This window comes from Tsuneonella litorea (assembly GCF_025154015.1).
In the GTDB taxonomy this organism is placed as follows: Bacteria; Pseudomonadota; Alphaproteobacteria; order Sphingomonadales; family Sphingomonadaceae; genus Tsuneonella; species Tsuneonella litorea.
Genome location: NZ_JAOAMV010000003.1, coordinates 26,675 through 42,413 on the forward strand (window position 1 = coordinate 26,675; position 15,739 = coordinate 42,413).

The following is a 15,739-nucleotide window of genomic DNA, read 5'->3' on the forward strand; positions in this document are numbered from 1 at the left end:
CTCTATCCCTGTTTCGCCACCGGCAGATGTATGCGGAAGTGCGTGCACCCTGCCTTCGCGTCGCGCTCGTGGGCGATGCGGCCATCCATGTCGTGCACCAGCCGGCGCACCAGTGCGAGACCCAAGCCCTGCCCGCTCTTCTTGCTGCTCACGAAAGGCTCGAACACGTGGTCGAACAATTCAGGGTCGATGCCCGGTCCGTTGTCGCTGACGGTCAGCTCGATCGGCAGGCGGACAGAGCGACCGGGACGGATCGCGTTGTAGATGAGCCCGCTGACATAGCGGGTCTTGACGGTGATCTGCGCACCGTCCTCTCCAGCACAGGCATCCCGCGCATTGGCGAGCAGGTTGATAACGACCTGCTCGAGCGCCTCCTCGTTGCCCATCACGGGGGGCAGCGAGGGATCGAATTCCTCGATGATCTCGACCCCGCGAAGGCCGCCGCCCCGCACCGTGCCGATCGCCCGGCGGATCGCTTCGTGGAGGTTGAGCGGGAAATTCGGTTCGGCTCCGCGTGCGCCGAGGCGCTGCATCCGGTCGATGAGCGAGGCGATCCGCGCGACCTCGGTGGCGATCAGGTCGGCCAAGGGGCGGTCCCGTTCGTCGAGCTTGCGAGCGATGAGCTGTCCGGCTCCCCGGATCGCGGCGAGCGGGTTCTTGATCTCGTGCGCCAGCACGGCCGGGGCACTGAGGCGGCTGGCCCGGGCCTCCTCGCCCATTTCCTCCTGCCCAGCGTCGGACAGCGTGACCACCCGCCATCCAGGGTGCGACGAGAGCGGCGACATCGACAGGTTCACCCGGCGCTCGCGCTCGCCCGCCCGTATCGCGACGCCGCGGGCGACCAGCGGGGCCGCGTCCTCGCGCGAATGGGCGGTGACGCGCGAATCGTCGATCCGCACGACCTCGAACAGTGGCCGCCCGATCATTCGGTGCGCGCTGCGGCCAAGCATTTCCTCGCTGGCCGGATTGGCCTCGACGATGGTCATGTCCGGGTCGAGCAGAAGGGTCGCGAAGACCAGGCCCGCCAGCTGCTCGCGCGCGCCGGGCGACCCGCCCGTTCCGTTCACGCAGCCATCCGCAGCCGCAGCGGCTCGTAGAACCGGTCGATCTCCCCGAGCACCTGGCCCGCGTCGTCGATGAAGTTCACCTTGTTGCGGAACTCGGCCGAGCCGTGGAGGCCCTTGGTGTACCAACCAATGTGCTTGCGGGCCATCTTCACGCCCGTGTCCTCGCCATAGTGATCGAGCATCGCGCGGTAGTGCTCGACGAGCGTTTCGTGCTGCTCGTCGAGCGCCGGGTCGGCCAGCGCCTCGCCGCTCTTCCACCAGTGCATGACCTGGCCAAGTAGCCACGGCCGGCCATAGGCCCCGCGCCCGATCATCAGACCGTCCGCGCCGGATTGCTCGAGCGCCTTCGCGGCATCGGGGATCGAGCAGATGTCACCATTGACGATGACCGGAATGCGCACGGCATCCTTGACCTTGCGGACGAACGCCCAGTCGGCTTCGCCCTTGTACATCTGGTTGCGGGTCCGTCCGTGGACCGTGATCATCTGCACGCCCAGGTCCTCGGCGATGCGCGAAAGCTCCGGTGCGTTCAGGCTGTCGTGGTCCCAGCCCATCCGCATCTTGACGGTCACCGGCACGTCGACCGCCTTCACGCAGGCCTTCATCAGCTCGATCGCGAGCGGTACCTCGCGCATCAGCGCGCTCCCGGCGTACTGGCCGACGACCTTGCGCACCGGGCAGCCGAAATTGATGTCGACGATCGCGGCTCCGCGATCGGCGGCAAGCTTGGCCGCCTCGCCCATCGATACGGGGTCGCAGCCGACCAGCTGCATCGAGACCGGATCCTCGATCGGCGCCCATGCGGCTTTCTGGATCGACTGGCGTGTCTCGCGGATCGCCGCCTGGCTGGCGATCATCTCGGTCACGTTGAGGCCCGATCCGTACCGCCGCACGAGCGCGCGGAAAGGCATGTCGGTCACGCCGGTCATCGGCGCGAGCACGACGGGCGTGTCGATCGTGACCGGGCCGACCCGGATCGGCGCCATTGGCGGCGGGGAAGGAAGCGAGTTCAACTGCTGGATGCCTAAAATTTGGGCAGCGCATAGTGGATTGATGGGGTGCGCGCAAGGCGGTAGCGCGCGCAGGTCATGACCACCCTCCCCTCCTTTGCCGCCATCGTCGTTGCCGCTGGGCAAGGCCTGCGGGCCGGGCAGCCAGTACCCAAGCAGTTCGCCCATTGGCGCGGCAAGCCGGTCGTTCGCCATTCGGTCGAGGCGCTGCTCGCAGCGGGTGCGAAGCCGTTGGTCGTGGCGATTCCCGATGGCGCCAGCCCGTTGGCCGAAGAGGTGCTGCGCGGACTCGATGTCCAGCTAGTGACCGGGGGAGCCACAAGACAGGTGTCGGTCGCTCTCGCGCTCGAAGCGATCGAGGAAGCGCAGCGGGTGCTCATCCACGACGCCGCCCGCCCCGTTCTCCCTGAGAGCGTCATCGGGCGATTGCTCGTCGCGCTCGAGACTCACCCTGGCGCCATCCCGGTGCTTCCCGTGGTCGACAGCATTGCGATCGAGCACGACGGCCTCATGGCGGATGCGGCAGACCGCGCGGTGCTGCGCAGGGTGCAGACGCCGCAGGCCTTCCGCTTCGGAGACATCGCCTCGGCCCATCGCGCATGGACCGGCGAGCCGAGTGCAGGCGACGACGCCCAGGTGCTGCGCGCGGCGGGCGGTTCCGTCGTGCTCGTCCAAGGCGACGAGGCGCTCAGGAAACTGACATTTGCGGGAGATTTCATGGCCGAAGCCCAATACCTGCGGGTCGGCACGGGGTTCGACGTTCACCGCCTGGCGCCGGGCGCGGACTTATGGCTCTGCGGCGTGCAGATCGATCACGCCTTCGGGCTTGCCGGTCACTCGGATGCCGACGTGGGCCTTCACGCAGTGGTGGACGCGCTGCTCGGCGCGGTCGGCGCAGGCGACATCGGGCAGCACTTTCCGCCGAGCGATCCGCAATGGAAGGGCGCGGCGTCATCGCGCTTTATCGAGCACGCGGTGCGCCTCGTCGAAGAGGCCGGATACCGCGTGGGCAACATCGACGTCACGCTGGTCTGCGAGGCGCCGAAGATCGGCCCTCACCGCGACGCCATGCGGGATCGCATCGCCGCACTTGCCGGGATCGATGCAGCCGCTGTAAATGTGAAGGCCACTACCACCGAGGCGCTCGGCTTCACCGGACGCGGCGAAGGGATCGCCGCGCAGGCCGTGGCCACTGTGATCCGCAACTCGTGAGGTTTTTCGTGAAACGCACCCCTACCCTGATCGCCGCCGCAGCGTTGGCATCGCTTGTCCCTGCGCAGGTCCAGGCGCAGTCGGCAGCCGCGTGCCTGACCGAGCGCGAGGTCGCGCAGATGGCGATCTATGCAGTCCCCTCGCTGGTCGATGGGGTTCGCGGAAAGTGCGCCGGAAAGCTCGCCCCGACCGCTTTCCTGGCCACGCGCGGGGACGCGTTCGCCGCGAAGTATGCCGCCTTGCAAGGCGAAACCTGGCCGGTCGCGAAATCGGCGATACTCAAGTTCGTTTCGGGATCGGTCAAGGACCGGAATGCCGACACCCTCGCGATGGTCGCCGCGCTGCCCGACGAATCCGTCCGTCCATTGGTCGACGGAATGATAGCCCAGAAGATCGGAGAGTCCGTCAGCCCCGACCAGTGCCGCAACGTCGAGCGCGGGATGCAGCTGGTTTCGGTGATGAACCCGCGCGACAGCGGGGCGATGATCGCGTTCGTCATGGCGGTTGCCAAGCCGAGAAGCCCGGCGATCTGCCCGGCCAGCTCATGAGCGATCTGTTGCCAGCGGAAATCGTCGACCTCGCCCGGCGCGTGGTCGAGGAAAATGCGAAGATCGGCCGCAAGGTGGCGCTCGCCGAGAGCTGCACCGGAGGCCTCGTCGCCGCGGCACTGACCGAGATCCCCGGATCTTCGGCGGTACTCGATCGCGGGTTCGTGACGTATTCGAACGATGCGAAGCAGCAGGAACTCGAGGTTTCGAGCGAACTGATCGAAACCTTCGGCGCGGTCTCAATCGCATGCGTCTGGGCGATGGCCCAAGGCACGCTCAAGCATTCTTCGGCCGACATAGCGGTCGCGATCAGCGGCGTTGCCGGTCCGGATGGCGGCACGCCCTTGAAGCCGGTGGGAACGGTCGTTTTCGCGCGCGCCTGCCGCGAGGGCGACGGCGAACCCGAAGGCGAAATGAAGCAGTTCGACGGAAAGGACCGGTCGGAAATCCGCCGTCAGGCGACGCTCGCCGCGCTGGAGCTGCTGTTGCCGTAAAGCTGGTGGGCGCGCTGCTCGAACGCGGCGACCATCTTGCGGAAAGCGCGGTCGAAATACTGGCCGGCAAGCGCCTCGAACACGGCGTTGCGGAAGGTGAAATCCACGCAGAAGTCGACCTCGCACCCGCCGTCCGCCAGCGCCCGGAACAGCCAACGGTTGTCGAGGTCCTTCATCGGCCCGTCGAGGTAGTGAACCTCGATCCGGTCCGGCCGGTGCTTGATCACGCGCGAGGTGAACTTTTCCCGCAGCTGCTTGAACCCGACGAGAAGGTCGGCGACCATCTCCGTCTCGCTGTTTGACTTCACGCGGGTTGCGACGACCCAGGGCAGGAACTCCTGGTACCGGCCGACATCGGCGACCAGGTCGAACATCTGCTCTGCCGAGTACGGCAGGACGTGAACCTCGTGAATGCCCGGCATCAGCGTCGCTGCCGCGCCAGCTTTTCCTCGCGCGCGGCCCGCATCTGGGCGAAATCGTCGCCCGCATGATAGCTCGACCGGGTCAGCGGGCTCGAGGCGACCTGGAGAAATCCCTTCGCCCGCGCGATCGCGCCATATACCGCAAAGGCCTTGGGCGTGACGAACTCCTCGACCTTCGCGTGGCGCGGGGTGGGCTGCAGGTACTGTCCCATGGTCATGAAATCGACATCGGCGCTGCGCATGTCGTCCATCACCTGGTGCACCTCGAGCCGCTGCTCGCCGAGGCCGAGCATGATGCCCGACTTCGTGAAAATCAGCGGGTCGTGTGCCTTCACTTCCTCGAGCAGTCGCAGCGAGGCGTAATACCGCGCGCCGGGACGGATCGTCGGATAGAGCCGCGGCACGGTTTCGAGGTTGTGGTTGTAGACGTCAGGACCAGCTTCGCAGATCGACTCGACCGCGGGGCGCATCTTGTTGCGGAAGTCCGGTGTCAGGATCTCGATCGTGGTGCCCGGGGTTTCCCGCCTGAGGGCCTCGATCACCTTGACGAACTGCGAGGCACCGCCGTCGGGCAGGTCGTCGCGGTCGACGCTGGTGACCACGATGTGCTCGAGGCCCAGCTTCGCGGCTGCGGTCGCGACGTGCTCGGGCTCGAGCGGGTCGACGATCCGCGGCATACCGGTCTTCACGTTGCAGAAGGCGCAGGCGCGGGTGCAGACATCGCCCAGGATCATCACGGTCGCGTGCTTCTTGGTCCAGCACTCGCCGATGTTGGGGCACGCCGCCTCTTCGCAGACGGTGTTGAGCGAGAGGTCGCGCATCAACTGGCGGGTCTCGTGATAGCCCTTGCTGACGGGCGCCTTGACGCGAATCCAGTCGGGCTTGCGCTGGCGACCGGGTTCGTTGGCCGGCTTCGGAGCGGACGCGAGGTCGTTCATATCGGGGGCACTTAGTGTGGGGCCTTGCCAGAGGCAATGCCGTGCGGCATCGGCTGTTGCATGAATACGACCCCGTCGCTCGAACTCGCCGCCCTCATCGAAGGCTATCGCCGCTTCCGCGAAAGCGGGTGGACTCCGCGCCGCGAACGCTGGGCGGCCCTGCGCGAAGGACAGGAGCCGCGGGTGATGGTAATCGCCTGCTCCGACAGCCGGGTCGATCCGGCTCAGATTTTCGACGTCGATCCGGGCGAGATCTTCGTTGTCCGCAATGTTGCCGCGATGGTTCCGCCGTTTGAGACGACGCCGGGTCACCACGGTGTCTCGGCGGCACTCGAGTTCGCTGTCCAGTTCCTGAAGGTGCGCGAGATTGTCGTGATGGGCCACGGCCTGTGCGGCGGCTGCAACGCCGCACTCACCCAGTCAATGCGGGGGACCGAGCCGGGCCAGGGCGGCTTCATCGCCGACTGGATCGCCCTGCTCGACAACGCGCGCGAGCATGTGGTGGCGCAGCACGGAACCGAAGGACGCGAAGCCGCACGCGCCATGGAACTCGCCGCGGTGAAGGTCAGCCTCGCAAACCTGCGCACATTCCCCTGCGTCGCCGAGCTCGAATCGCGTGGCAAGTTGCGCCTGCGCGGCGCTTTCTTCGCCATTTCGGACGGAGTGCTCCACTTGCTCGACGAAGACAGCGGCAAATTCGCGCCTGTTGCCTAATGCGGGTGCGCGGCCCATTTAGCCGCGATGGAAAGCAATAGCGACAATCTCAGGAACATCGCGCTCCTGATCGATGCCGACAATACCCAGCCCAAGGCGATCGATCCGGTGCTAACGGTCATGGCCGAACTGGGCCAGGTCAACATTCGCCGCGCCTACGGCAACTTCGCCAAGGGCAACCTTGCCAAGTGGGACACCATCACCAACCGCTACGGCATCCGGCCCCAGCAGCAGTTCGATGTTTCCAAGGGCAAGAATGCCACCGACATGGCAATGACCATCGACGCGATCGACCTGCTCAACCAGGGCAAAGTGGACGGGTTCGGCATCATGAGCTCGGACAGCGATTTCACGCCCCTGGTTACCCGGCTGCGGCAAGACGGCATCGTCGTCTACGGCTTCGGCAGCGCGAAGACCCCGCAGGCATTCAAGTCGGTCTGCACCCGTTTTATCGACATCGACCAGCTTCTGCGCACCGCCGCGCAGGAAGAAAACGCCGGCGCCAATTCGGCCGAGAGCGTCGAGGCCGACGTCGAGCTGATGGAACTCATCGGAGCAGCCTACAAGGAGGCCAAGCGCGACGACGAGGGTTTCGCGAAAGTCCAGCAGGTCGGTCAAATCGCCGGCAACCGGTCGAGCTTCGACGTGCGCAACTATGGTTTCAACAGCCTGTCGGCGATGTTCCGCAGTCTCGGCAATTTCAAGGTCGAGCGGCGCGACGACGGGCAACTGTGGGTCAAGCGGCTGCGTTGAGCCGGGCGATGTCTCGCCTCCAATAGAAACGGGGCGCGCTTCCGCAAGAAAGCGCGCCCCGCCTGTTCGTGATCGCGAGGATCAGGGAGCGGTCGAACCGGCGGTCCCCGCTGTCTGCTTGGCGTAGATCGCCCACAAGCGGGCGATCGCCTGCCGCGCCCCTTCGACCTTCGCAAAGGTCGCCTGCGCCTCGGCCGTCTTGCCCTGGTCGAGCTGGGCGATGCCAAGGCGCGTGAGCACCCGCGCGGTATCCACACCGGGACGGGAGAGCGCGAGCTTGTAGAACTCCTCGGCCTTCGCCGGCTGCTGATAGCTCAGAAGCGCATCGCCTGCGGCCATCGCGGTCGCCGCGGTCGCGCCCGAGGCCTTCGCATCGCGCTCGAGACCCGGAAGGTCGGCAAGGTCCGCCTTCACCCGTCCAGCGGCGATGGTCCGCGCCTCGTTGACGAACACGTCGTTGGACTTGAGCAGGCCTGCTGCGATTCCCTCGTCGATGACCCGCTGGGTTTCTCCGGGCAGACGTCGGGCGTCGGCCGCTGTGATGTAGTCGGCATAGTCGCGCTCGTAGCGCATGGCACCCACGCGCTGCGCCAGGCGCATCACGTCGAGAAGCTCCTGCCCTTCGTAGTTGGCGATGTTCCGCTGCACCGCGATCGCATCGCCCCAACTGCTCTTGGACGGGTAGTACTGGGCATACATTCCCGCATATTTCAGGGCCTCGGCATCGAGGTTCGCCTGGTAGGCCTGCGCCAGACCGCGCTTGATCCACGATTCCGGAACGGCCTGGCCGGCCGCCAGCTTGCGCGCGATCGCCTTGTCGAGCGCCTGGATACCAGTCGGGGCCTGGTCTTCCGCGAAATAGGTTTCCGCGATCAGGAGTTCGGCATCGCCTTCGTATCCCGCCGCGATCGCCTGTTCGGCGCGCATGCGCGCGGCGGCCCAGTCCTTCGCATTGTAGGCGAGCTGCGCAGCGGCGAACGTGTTCGACGGCAGGGCTTCCTGCGTCAGCTTTCCGCTGTCGAGCATCATGTCGAGGCCCTGGCGCTGAAGCGACACGGCGTTCGTCTTGGCGCCGATGTTGTAGACCATCTGGCCGGCGGCGAGCTTGTCGTCGGGAGTCGTCGCGGCCGCGACGAGCGCGGGCACCTGTGCGGCAAGCGCGGCGACATCGCCGTTATCGTTCACGACCTTCGCCATCGGCTGATACGTCGCGACGAATTCCTTCGAATAGTTCGCCTTGCCCGCGGGCTGTTGCTTGCCCTTCTTCTGGGCAAAGGCCGGCGTGGCGGTGGCGGTCAGGCCGACCGCGGCCGAGGTGGCAAGCGCGACGGCGAAGGCAAGCCGCGAAGGCGCGGCACGAAACTTGTGCATCGAGTGGTCTCCCATGGTGAACTGGGGCCCCGAGGGAGGGGCCGTCTGCCGGAACAACGTGCGCTAGTGGCCAATCGGACCGAACATTGCAATCTCCTCTAGGGTAACGGCGCTGAACCCCTTTTGAACGGGCGTTTCAGGGGGCGCTGTCCGGTTGTGCCGGAGGGCGGTCATTCTTATGTGGAAAACGGCCGGCACGACGGCTGTTCGCGCCCTTGAAAACTGGCGATCCGGACGCCCTTCCCCTAGGCCATTTGCAGCCCGCCGCGCCGCAGTGCGCGCCACAGAAACGGCAGACCCTTGAGCGACGATATCGAAACCCTGAACCCGCCCGCTTCACCGGGAGACTACGCCCGCGTCGACATCGTCGACGAGATGAAGACGAGCTACCTCGATTACGCGATGAGCGTGATCGTGTCCCGCGCGCTGCCCGACGTGCGCGACGGTCTGAAGCCGGTCCACAGGCGCATCCTGTTCGCCAGCAACGAGGGCGGGTTCGTCGCCGGGCGTCCCTATCGCAAGAGCGCCAAGATCGTCGGCGACGTGATGGGCAACTACCACCCGCACGGCGACAGCGCGATCTACGACGCGCTCGCCCGCATGGTGCAGCCGTGGAGCTTGCGCGTTCCGCTGATCGACGGCCAGGGCAACTTCGGCTCGATGGATCCCGATCCCCCGGCCTCGATGCGCTATACCGAGGCGCGGCTGGCCAAGGTCGCCAATTCACTGCTCGACGATCTCGACAAGGACACCGTCGACTTTGCCGACAACTACGACGGCAGCCGCAAGGAGCCGACCGTATTGCCGGCGCGCTTCCCCAACCTGCTGGTGAACGGCGCCGGCGGCATCGCGGTCGGCATGGCGACCAACATTCCGCCGCACAACCTGGGCGAAGTGATCGAGGGCTGCCTTGCGCTGATCAACGATCCGCTGATGGCGCCCGAGGCGCTGATGGAAATCATCCCGGGGCCCGATTTCCCCACGGCGCCGCTGATCCTCGGCCAGTCGGGTGCAAAGTCCGCCTACCTGACGGGGCGCGGGTCGATCCTGATGCGCGCGCGGCACACGATCGAGAAGGGTCGCGGCGACCGCGAGGCGATCGTCTTCACCTCGATCCCCTACCAGGTCGGCAAGGCCGGTCTCGTCGAGAAGATCGCCGAAGCAGCCAAGGACAAGCGGATCGAGGGCATCGCGGACATTCGCGACGAATCGAACCGCCAGGGCGTGCGCGTGGTCATCGACCTCAAGCGCGACGCGACGGCCGAGGTCGTGCTCAACCAGATCTGGCGGCACACGCCGGCGCAGGCGAGCTTCCCGGCGAACATGCTCGCGATCCGCGGCGGGCGACCGGAGACGCTGGGCCTCAAGGACATCCTCCAGGCGTTCATCACCTTCCGCGAGGAAGTGATCACCCGCCGCACGAAGTTCGAGCTCGCCAAGGCGCGCGACCGGGCGCACATCTTGCTCGGCCTGGTGGTCGCGGTGTCGAACCTCGACGAGGTCGTGGCGATGATCCGCGGCTCGTCGAACCCGGCGGACGCGCGCGCCAAGCTGCTCGCCAAGGAATGGCCGATCGGCGACATCGCGCAGTACATCGCGCTGGTCGAGGCGATCGAGCCGACTGCCGAGGAGCACGGGGGCACCTACACCCTTTCGGAGCGGCAGGTCCGCGCGATCCTCGAGCTGCGCCTGCACCGCCTCACCGCGCTGGGCCGCGACGAGATCGGTGACGAGCTCAAGCAGCTCGCGACTGCGATCGAGAAATATCTCTCGATCCTCGGGGACCGGGCCAAGCTCTACGAGGTGATGCGCACCGAACTGCGCGAGATCCGCGATCTTTACGCGACCCCGCGCGTCAGCGAGATCGCGCCGGCGTGGGATGGTCTCGACGACGAGGACCTGATCGAACGGGACGAAATGGTCGTGACCGTCACCCTCGACGGCTACATCAAGCGCACCCCCCTCTCGACCTTCCGCGCGCAGCACCGCGGCGGCAAGGGCCGTGCCGGCATGGCGACGAAGGAAGAGGACGCTGTGTCGAACATGTTCGTCACCAGCACCCACAACCCGGTGCTGTTCTTCTCCACCGCGGGCAAGGTCTATCGCCTGAAGGTCTGGAAGCTTCCCGAGGGCGGACCGACGACGCGCGGACGGCCGATCGTCAATCTCCTGCCCGCGCTGGACGACGGCGAGACCATCCGCACCGTGCTCCCACTCCCCGAGGACGAGGACAGCTGGGGTACGCTCAATGTCGTGTTCGCGACCGCCAAGGGCAACGTGCGGCGCAACAGCATGGACGCCTTCACGAACATCCCGTCGAACGGCAAGTTCGCGATGAAGTTCGACGAGGACAGCGACGACCGCCTGATCGGCGTCGCGCTGCTCGAGGCGGGCGACGACGTTCTGCTCGCCACGCGCGAGGGCAAGGCGATCCGGTTCGACGGCGAGGACGTGCGCGAATTCGTCAGCCGAACCTCGACCGGCGTGCGCGGGATGAGACTGCGCGACGGCGACGAGGTCGTGTCGCTCTCGATCCTCCATCGCGTTGGCACCGAGCAGGAGGAACGCGAACAGTACCTGCGCTTTGCCCCCTGGAAAGCGGAAAAGGAGGGCGAACCCGACCTCCCCGAAGCGCGCTTCGACGAACTGGCGGCGAAGGAACAGTTCATCCTGACGGTGTGCGCCAACGGCTACGGCAAGGTCTCGTCGGCCTATGAATACCGCCGGATAGGACGCGGCGGCCAGGGCGTGACCAACATCGACAACATCGAACGCAACGGGCCGGTCGTGGCAAGTTTTCCGGTTCAGGACGGGCAGCAGCTGATGCTGGTGACCGACCAGGCCAAGCTGATCCGGATGCCGATGGACCTGCGCCACCTCCAGCCCGACCCTGAGAACGCGCCGCGCGCATTCCGGATCATCGGGCGCGGCTCCGCCGGGCTCAAGTTGTTCGACGTCGCGAAAGGCGAAACGATCGTCAGCGCGGTCCTGATCGACGAGCAGGAAGAGCCCGAGAACGAGGCCGAGGAGATGATCGCCGAGGAGCTGGCGGGCCGCGATGCCCAGGCGACCGAGCCCTACACGCCGCCGCAGTCCGACGACGACATTGCGGGCGAGCCCGACGCCGGATGAGAATCGAGCCGTCTGGAGAGGTCTGCGGCGCCGAAGTCTTCGGCGTCGATCTCTCCGGGCCGCTCTCCGCTCAGACGGTCGCCAAAGTCCGCGCCGCGTGGCTCGCGCACCGAGTCCTCGCGTTTCCCGACCAGTACCTTGACGACGACGCGCTCGAACGGTTCACGCTGGCAATGGGCGGCTTCGGCGAGGACCCGTATTTCGCCCCGATCGAAGGGCGCGCCCATATCGCTGCGATCCTGCGCGAAGCGGACGAGACGACGCCGCTGTTCGCCGAGAACTGGCACAGCGACTGGTCCTTCCTGCCCGAGCCCCCGGCGGGGACCTGCCTCGCCGCGGTCGAGATCCCGCCGGTCGGCGGCGAAACCTTGTTCGCCGACCAGGTCGCGGCGTTCGCGGCGCTACCCGACGATCGCAAGGAACGCCTCCGTTCGCTGACCGCGATCCATTCTGCCCGCCTCGCCTACGCGCCAGAAGGATCGTACGGTTCACGCGACAAGGGACGCAGCATGGCGATCCGCCCGGACGAGAGCGCGCGAGCGACGCAGCGGCATCCGCTTGTCCGGCACCATCCTGAAACCGGCGAGGAGGCCCTGTTCAGCACGCTGGGCTACATCGTCGGGATCGAGGGTATGGACGACGCGGAAGCGCTCGCCCTCCTGCGCGACCTTTCCGAATGGCAGGTGCGCGACGAATTCGTCCACCGGCGGCGGTGGGCGCCAGGCATGGTGGTCCTGTGGGACAATCGCAGCGTGCTTCATCGCGCCACCGGCGGATACGAAGGCTACCGGCGCGAGCTGCACCGCACGACGATAGCGGCGCCGCGTCAGGCCGCGTGATCGCGGCGGACCGTGCGGACCACGCCCGTGCAGATCAGGAACTGGCCCGCGTAATAGAGCGGCCAGACGGACCATTCGGTCACCGCCTGGTCGAGCGCGCCGCCAAGCCGCGCGAAGATCAGTAGGTCGCTCGCCACGAACAGCAGGGCGCCCACGCCGACGTGGTAGCGGCTGAACCGGCTGAGCCATGCGCTTGCCGCCATGCCGCCCAGCGTAGCCGCGTAGATCACCGCGAGCGGATCGCGCGTCAGCAGCCAGGCCGCGAGCGGCACGCCGGCGAACAGCGCCAGAGCTGCCGCGAGTTGCGTCGTCGCGGGCTGTGCTCGCCGGTTGATCAGGTAGAGCGCGATCGCGACGAGGTGCGAGAGCAGGAACAGCCCTCCCCCGACGACGGTGTCGAGTTCCATTCCGACATCGCCTGCAGCGCCGATCGCCATGACGGCGGCGATCGTCCGCGCCGCGGGTGCCTTGCTGCGCGCAAGGGCATAAGCAGCCAGCGCGGCGACAGATGCGCCCTTCAGGGCGATGATGAAGAGGCCTCCGATCCGTGCGTCCCCCAGCACCCAGAACGCGACCGCAAGCCCGATTCCGGCCAGCAGCCAGGGCCGGTGTTCGACAAGAGCGCGCTTCGGCATCGGCAGTCCCCCTTCCCCAATCGCATCCGGCCGGGCTGACTGCCCTTGAACTTGCCCCCGTGCAAGCACTAGGCGATGCGGCGATGGCGCACGATATCCACATCATCGGCGGCGGCCTCGCCGGAAGCGAGGCGGCCTGGCAGCTCGGCCGGCGCGGCTATCGCGTCCGGCTGTCGGAAATGCGCGGCGGCGGAGATTCCACCCCGGCGCACCAGGGCGCTGGCCTGGCCGAACTCGTCTGCTCGAACAGCTTTCGCTCCGACGACGACGCGAAGAACGCGGTCGGCCTGCTGCACCACGAGATGCGCCGGCTCGACAGCCTGGTCATGCGCGCGGGCGAAGAGGCGCGCGTTCCCGCCGGCTCGGCGATGGCGGTTGATCGCGACGTGTTTTCCGCAGCGGTCGAGCGCGAGCTTTCCGCATTGCCGAACGTCGAGATCGTCCGCGAGCGGGTGGATGTCCTGCCCCCGTCCGGCGCGACGATCGTGGCGACCGGGCCGCTGACCGCCGCCGCGCTTGCACAGAGCATCGCCGGGGCCACCGGGCAGGACAGCCTCGCCTTCTTCGACGCAATCGCTCCGATCGTCCATCGCGACAGCATCGATATGGACGTCGCATGGATGGCGGCCAGGTGGGACAAGGGCGGCAAGGACTACATCAACTGTCCAATGACCCGCGAACAGTACGAGGCTTTCGTCCAGGGCCTGCTCGACGGCGAAAAGACGACCTTTCGCGAGTGGGAGAAGGACACCCCCTATTTCGAGGGCTGCATGCCGATCGAGGTCATGGCCGAACGCGGTCCGGAGACGCTGCGCTTCGGCCCGATGAAGCCGGTCGGGCTCGACAACCCGCACGCCGCGACGCCCGAGCACCCGAACGGGCGCTGGCCGTACGCGGTCGTCCAGCTGCGGCAGGACAACAAGCTCGGCACGCTGTGGAACATGGTCGGCTTCCAGACCAAGCTGAAGCACGCCGAGCAGGTGCGATTGTTCCGCACCATCCCCGGCCTCGAGAACGCCGAGTTCGCACGGCTCGGGGGCTTGCATCGCAATACCTTCCTCAACTCGCCGGTCGTGCTGGATCGCCAGCTCCGCCTTCGGGGTGCAGAGCACATCCGGTTCGCGGGACAGATCACGGGCTGCGAGGGATACGTCGAAAGCGCCGCGGTGGGCCTGATGGCGGGACTAATGGCGGTGGCGGACCTTTCGGGCGAGAGATGGGTCTCGCCTCCGCGCACGACGGCACTGGGTGCCCTGCTCGCGCACATAACCGGCGATGCGGACGCCGATACCTACCAGCCGATGAACATCAACTTCGGCCTGTTCCCGCCGCTGCCGGACATTTCCAAGAAGGCGCGCAAGGAAGCCTACACCCAGCGCGCCAAAGCCGACCTAGGCGAATGGGTCGCCGCGCACCGGGCTTTGCCCGCCTAACAGCGGCAGGCGGACTTCCTGGCCGCTCTCTTGGGCGCGGTGGTACGAAACTCGGCCATGTCGAGCTGGTTGTCGTGGTTCGCATCCGCGCCCTCGAACCGGTCTACCGTCGCCACGGCCCATTCCTCAAAGTCGAGCAGGTTGTTGCCATCCTTGTCGAGCTTGCGAAACGCGGCGCTCCGCGTGGAGAGCATCTCGTTCCGGCTGATGATGCGGTCGCGGTTGCGGTCATAGCGGAAGAAACGCTGCTCCTCGCGCGTAAGCTCGGTGGCTTCCGGCGGAGCGGGCCCTTTCAGCTCGCCCGGATCAGCAGTCGGCAGGCTTTCGGGATCCGGGGGATCGAGCTGTGCCATCGGCGGCGGAGCGCCCTGTTCGACCTCCGCGCGGCCTTGCCACCAGAACAGTCCCAGCCCGACGAGCGCCAGCGCCAACACTCCCCCCAGCACCAGCCTGCTCATGCGCGTCCCTTACGAATTTTCGCTTGTTCCATCATAGCCTAGCGGCCCGTCATGCCAACCCGAAGCGCAATCAGCGGCGCGATCCGGCCGGCAAGGACGGGTTCGTGCCGGTCAATCGCGCGGTCGGCAAGCGCACCCAGCACCGCGATTCCCCGGACCTGGCGCGGAAGCCGGCCCGGCGGGGGCGTGGCGCGTGCAAGGGCAAGTGCTGCCGCGCGCTCGCGCTCATCGCTCGTCCGGAAGGCAAAGTCCGCCAGCGCCCAGCGCCGGGCTGCCCGCCGAGCCAGCTCTGCGCCTGCCGGCTCGACCCGGGCGCAGCGGGCGATCGCCGCGAGAGCGTCCGCCCGACCGTCGGCGAACGCGTCGATCGCGGTTTCCGGTAGCGGCGCTTCGCCAAGCAGCTCTTCCCATCCGTCGACGAGTGCCGCCAGTTCGGTCTGCGCGCCAGCCAGGCGGGTTTCGAGCGATGCCAGCAGGGGATTGCCGGTCAAGCGCGCACCTTCGGGCTGGCTCAGGCGCTCACGCCACCAGGCAAGCCGCATCTGGGCGAGCACGCCCTCGCGAGCCTGGGCGACGATACGAGCGAGCTGCGCGTCCAGTTCCAGCACCGCCTGGAGCGCGGCGCGCGTCTCTCCGGGATGCCATGCGAGCGCGACGCGCAGCGCCGGCTGGAGAACTTCAGATGAGTCCATGAGGTTGCCTTCCGTTCGCCC

Annotated in this window: 16 protein-coding genes; 8 read left to right on the top strand and 8 right to left on the bottom strand. The window is 67.1% G+C overall.

Annotation, left to right across the window (positions count from 1 at the left end):
- Positions 1-2: 2 nt before the first annotated feature.
- On the bottom strand, positions 3-1,067 hold the full coding sequence (locus N0B51_RS06605) for a two-component system sensor histidine kinase NtrB (RefSeq protein WP_259961521.1): 1,065 nt from the start codon (positions 1,065-1,067) through the stop codon (positions 3-5).
- Positions 1,064-2,053 carry a tRNA dihydrouridine synthase DusB gene (gene dusB / locus N0B51_RS06610; RefSeq protein WP_375545935.1) on the bottom strand — a complete coding sequence of 330 codons (990 nt, stop codon included), beginning with the start codon at positions 2,051-2,053 and terminating at the stop codon, positions 1,064-1,066. Before dusB ends, N0B51_RS06605 begins: the two co-directional genes overlap by 4 nt.
- Positions 2,054-2,155: 102 nt before the next feature.
- On the opposite strand from dusB, the gene N0B51_RS06615 reads away from it, so the two are divergent.
- The 3 genes from N0B51_RS06615 to N0B51_RS06625 are packed head-to-tail and all read left to right on the top strand — an operon-like array spanning position 2,156 to position 4,331.
- Complete coding sequence (locus tag N0B51_RS06615) at positions 2,156-3,289, top strand: bifunctional 2-C-methyl-D-erythritol 4-phosphate cytidylyltransferase/2-C-methyl-D-erythritol 2,4-cyclodiphosphate synthase (protein ID WP_259961523.1); 1,134 nt, start codon at positions 2,156-2,158, stop codon at positions 3,287-3,289.
- An 8-nt stretch (positions 3,290-3,297) separates the two neighbouring features.
- The gene (locus N0B51_RS06620; RefSeq protein ID WP_259961524.1) at positions 3,298-3,837 is read left to right on the top strand and encodes a hypothetical protein; all 540 of its coding nucleotides are present in this window, start codon (positions 3,298-3,300) and stop codon (positions 3,835-3,837) included.
- A complete protein-coding gene (locus N0B51_RS06625; RefSeq protein WP_259961525.1) occupies positions 3,834-4,331 on the top strand; it encodes a CinA family protein in 498 nt (165 codons plus the stop codon). The genes N0B51_RS06620 and N0B51_RS06625 overlap by 4 nt, the downstream gene beginning before the upstream one ends.
- Here the strand turns inward: N0B51_RS06625 and N0B51_RS06630 are convergent.
- Together N0B51_RS06630 and lipA are read right to left on the bottom strand one after the other, a co-directional pair.
- Positions 4,292-4,753: a type II toxin-antitoxin system RatA family toxin gene (locus N0B51_RS06630; protein ID WP_259961526.1), complete on the bottom strand. Its 462-nt coding sequence runs from the start codon at positions 4,751-4,753 to the stop codon at positions 4,292-4,294. The two genes, N0B51_RS06625 and N0B51_RS06630, sit on opposite strands and share 40 nt — an antisense overlap.
- Positions 4,753-5,691 carry a lipoyl synthase gene (gene lipA / locus N0B51_RS06635; RefSeq protein WP_259961527.1) on the bottom strand — a complete coding sequence of 313 codons (939 nt, stop codon included), beginning with the start codon at positions 5,689-5,691 and terminating at the stop codon, positions 4,753-4,755. The genes N0B51_RS06630 and lipA overlap by 1 nt, the downstream gene beginning before the upstream one ends.
- Before the next feature lie 60 nt (positions 5,692-5,751).
- Between lipA and N0B51_RS06640 the strand changes: the two genes are divergently transcribed.
- Positions 5,752-6,405, top strand: a complete 654-nt coding sequence (locus tag N0B51_RS06640) for a carbonic anhydrase (protein ID WP_259961528.1) — start codon at positions 5,752-5,754, stop codon at positions 6,403-6,405.
- Between the two features lie 27 nt (positions 6,406-6,432).
- Positions 6,433-7,158 (top strand): NYN domain-containing protein, encoded by a 726-nt coding sequence (locus tag N0B51_RS06645; RefSeq protein ID WP_259961529.1) that lies wholly within the window; start codon positions 6,433-6,435, stop codon positions 7,156-7,158.
- A gap of 81 nt (positions 7,159-7,239) precedes the next feature.
- On the opposite strand, the gene N0B51_RS06650 is transcribed toward N0B51_RS06645, so the two are convergent.
- Positions 7,240-8,529 (bottom strand): hypothetical protein, encoded by a 1,290-nt coding sequence (locus tag N0B51_RS06650; protein WP_259961530.1) that lies wholly within the window; start codon positions 8,527-8,529, stop codon positions 7,240-7,242.
- Between the two features lie 300 nt (positions 8,530-8,829).
- On the opposite strand from N0B51_RS06650, the gene gyrA reads away from it, so the two are divergent.
- Positions 8,830-11,661 (top strand): DNA gyrase subunit A, encoded by a 2,832-nt coding sequence (gene gyrA, locus N0B51_RS06655; protein ID WP_259961531.1) that lies wholly within the window; start codon positions 8,830-8,832, stop codon positions 11,659-11,661.
- On the top strand, positions 11,658-12,500 hold the full coding sequence (locus N0B51_RS06660) for a TauD/TfdA dioxygenase family protein (protein WP_259961532.1): 843 nt from the start codon (positions 11,658-11,660) through the stop codon (positions 12,498-12,500). Before gyrA ends, N0B51_RS06660 begins: the two co-directional genes overlap by 4 nt.
- Here N0B51_RS06660 and N0B51_RS06665 read toward each other — a convergent pair.
- A complete protein-coding gene (locus N0B51_RS06665) occupies positions 12,488-13,135 on the bottom strand; it encodes a lysoplasmalogenase family protein (RefSeq protein WP_259961533.1) in 648 nt (215 codons plus the stop codon). The genes N0B51_RS06660 and N0B51_RS06665 overlap by 13 nt on opposite strands.
- Positions 13,136-13,218: 83 nt before the next feature.
- Between N0B51_RS06665 and trmFO the strand changes: the two genes are divergently transcribed.
- The gene (trmFO, locus tag N0B51_RS06670) at positions 13,219-14,568 is read left to right on the top strand and encodes a methylenetetrahydrofolate--tRNA-(uracil(54)-C(5))-methyltransferase (FADH(2)-oxidizing) TrmFO (RefSeq protein ID WP_259961534.1); all 1,350 of its coding nucleotides are present in this window, start codon (positions 13,219-13,221) and stop codon (positions 14,566-14,568) included.
- Here the strand turns inward: trmFO and N0B51_RS06675 are convergent.
- Positions 14,565-15,026: an EF-hand domain-containing protein gene (locus N0B51_RS06675; RefSeq protein WP_259961535.1), complete on the bottom strand. Its 462-nt coding sequence runs from the start codon at positions 15,024-15,026 to the stop codon at positions 14,565-14,567. The two genes, trmFO and N0B51_RS06675, sit on opposite strands and share 4 nt — an antisense overlap.
- Before the next feature lie 38 nt (positions 15,027-15,064).
- Entirely contained in the window at positions 15,065-15,718 is a 654-nt protein-coding gene (locus N0B51_RS06680) for a hypothetical protein (protein WP_259961536.1), read from the bottom strand.
- Positions 15,719-15,739 lie beyond the last annotated feature (21 nt).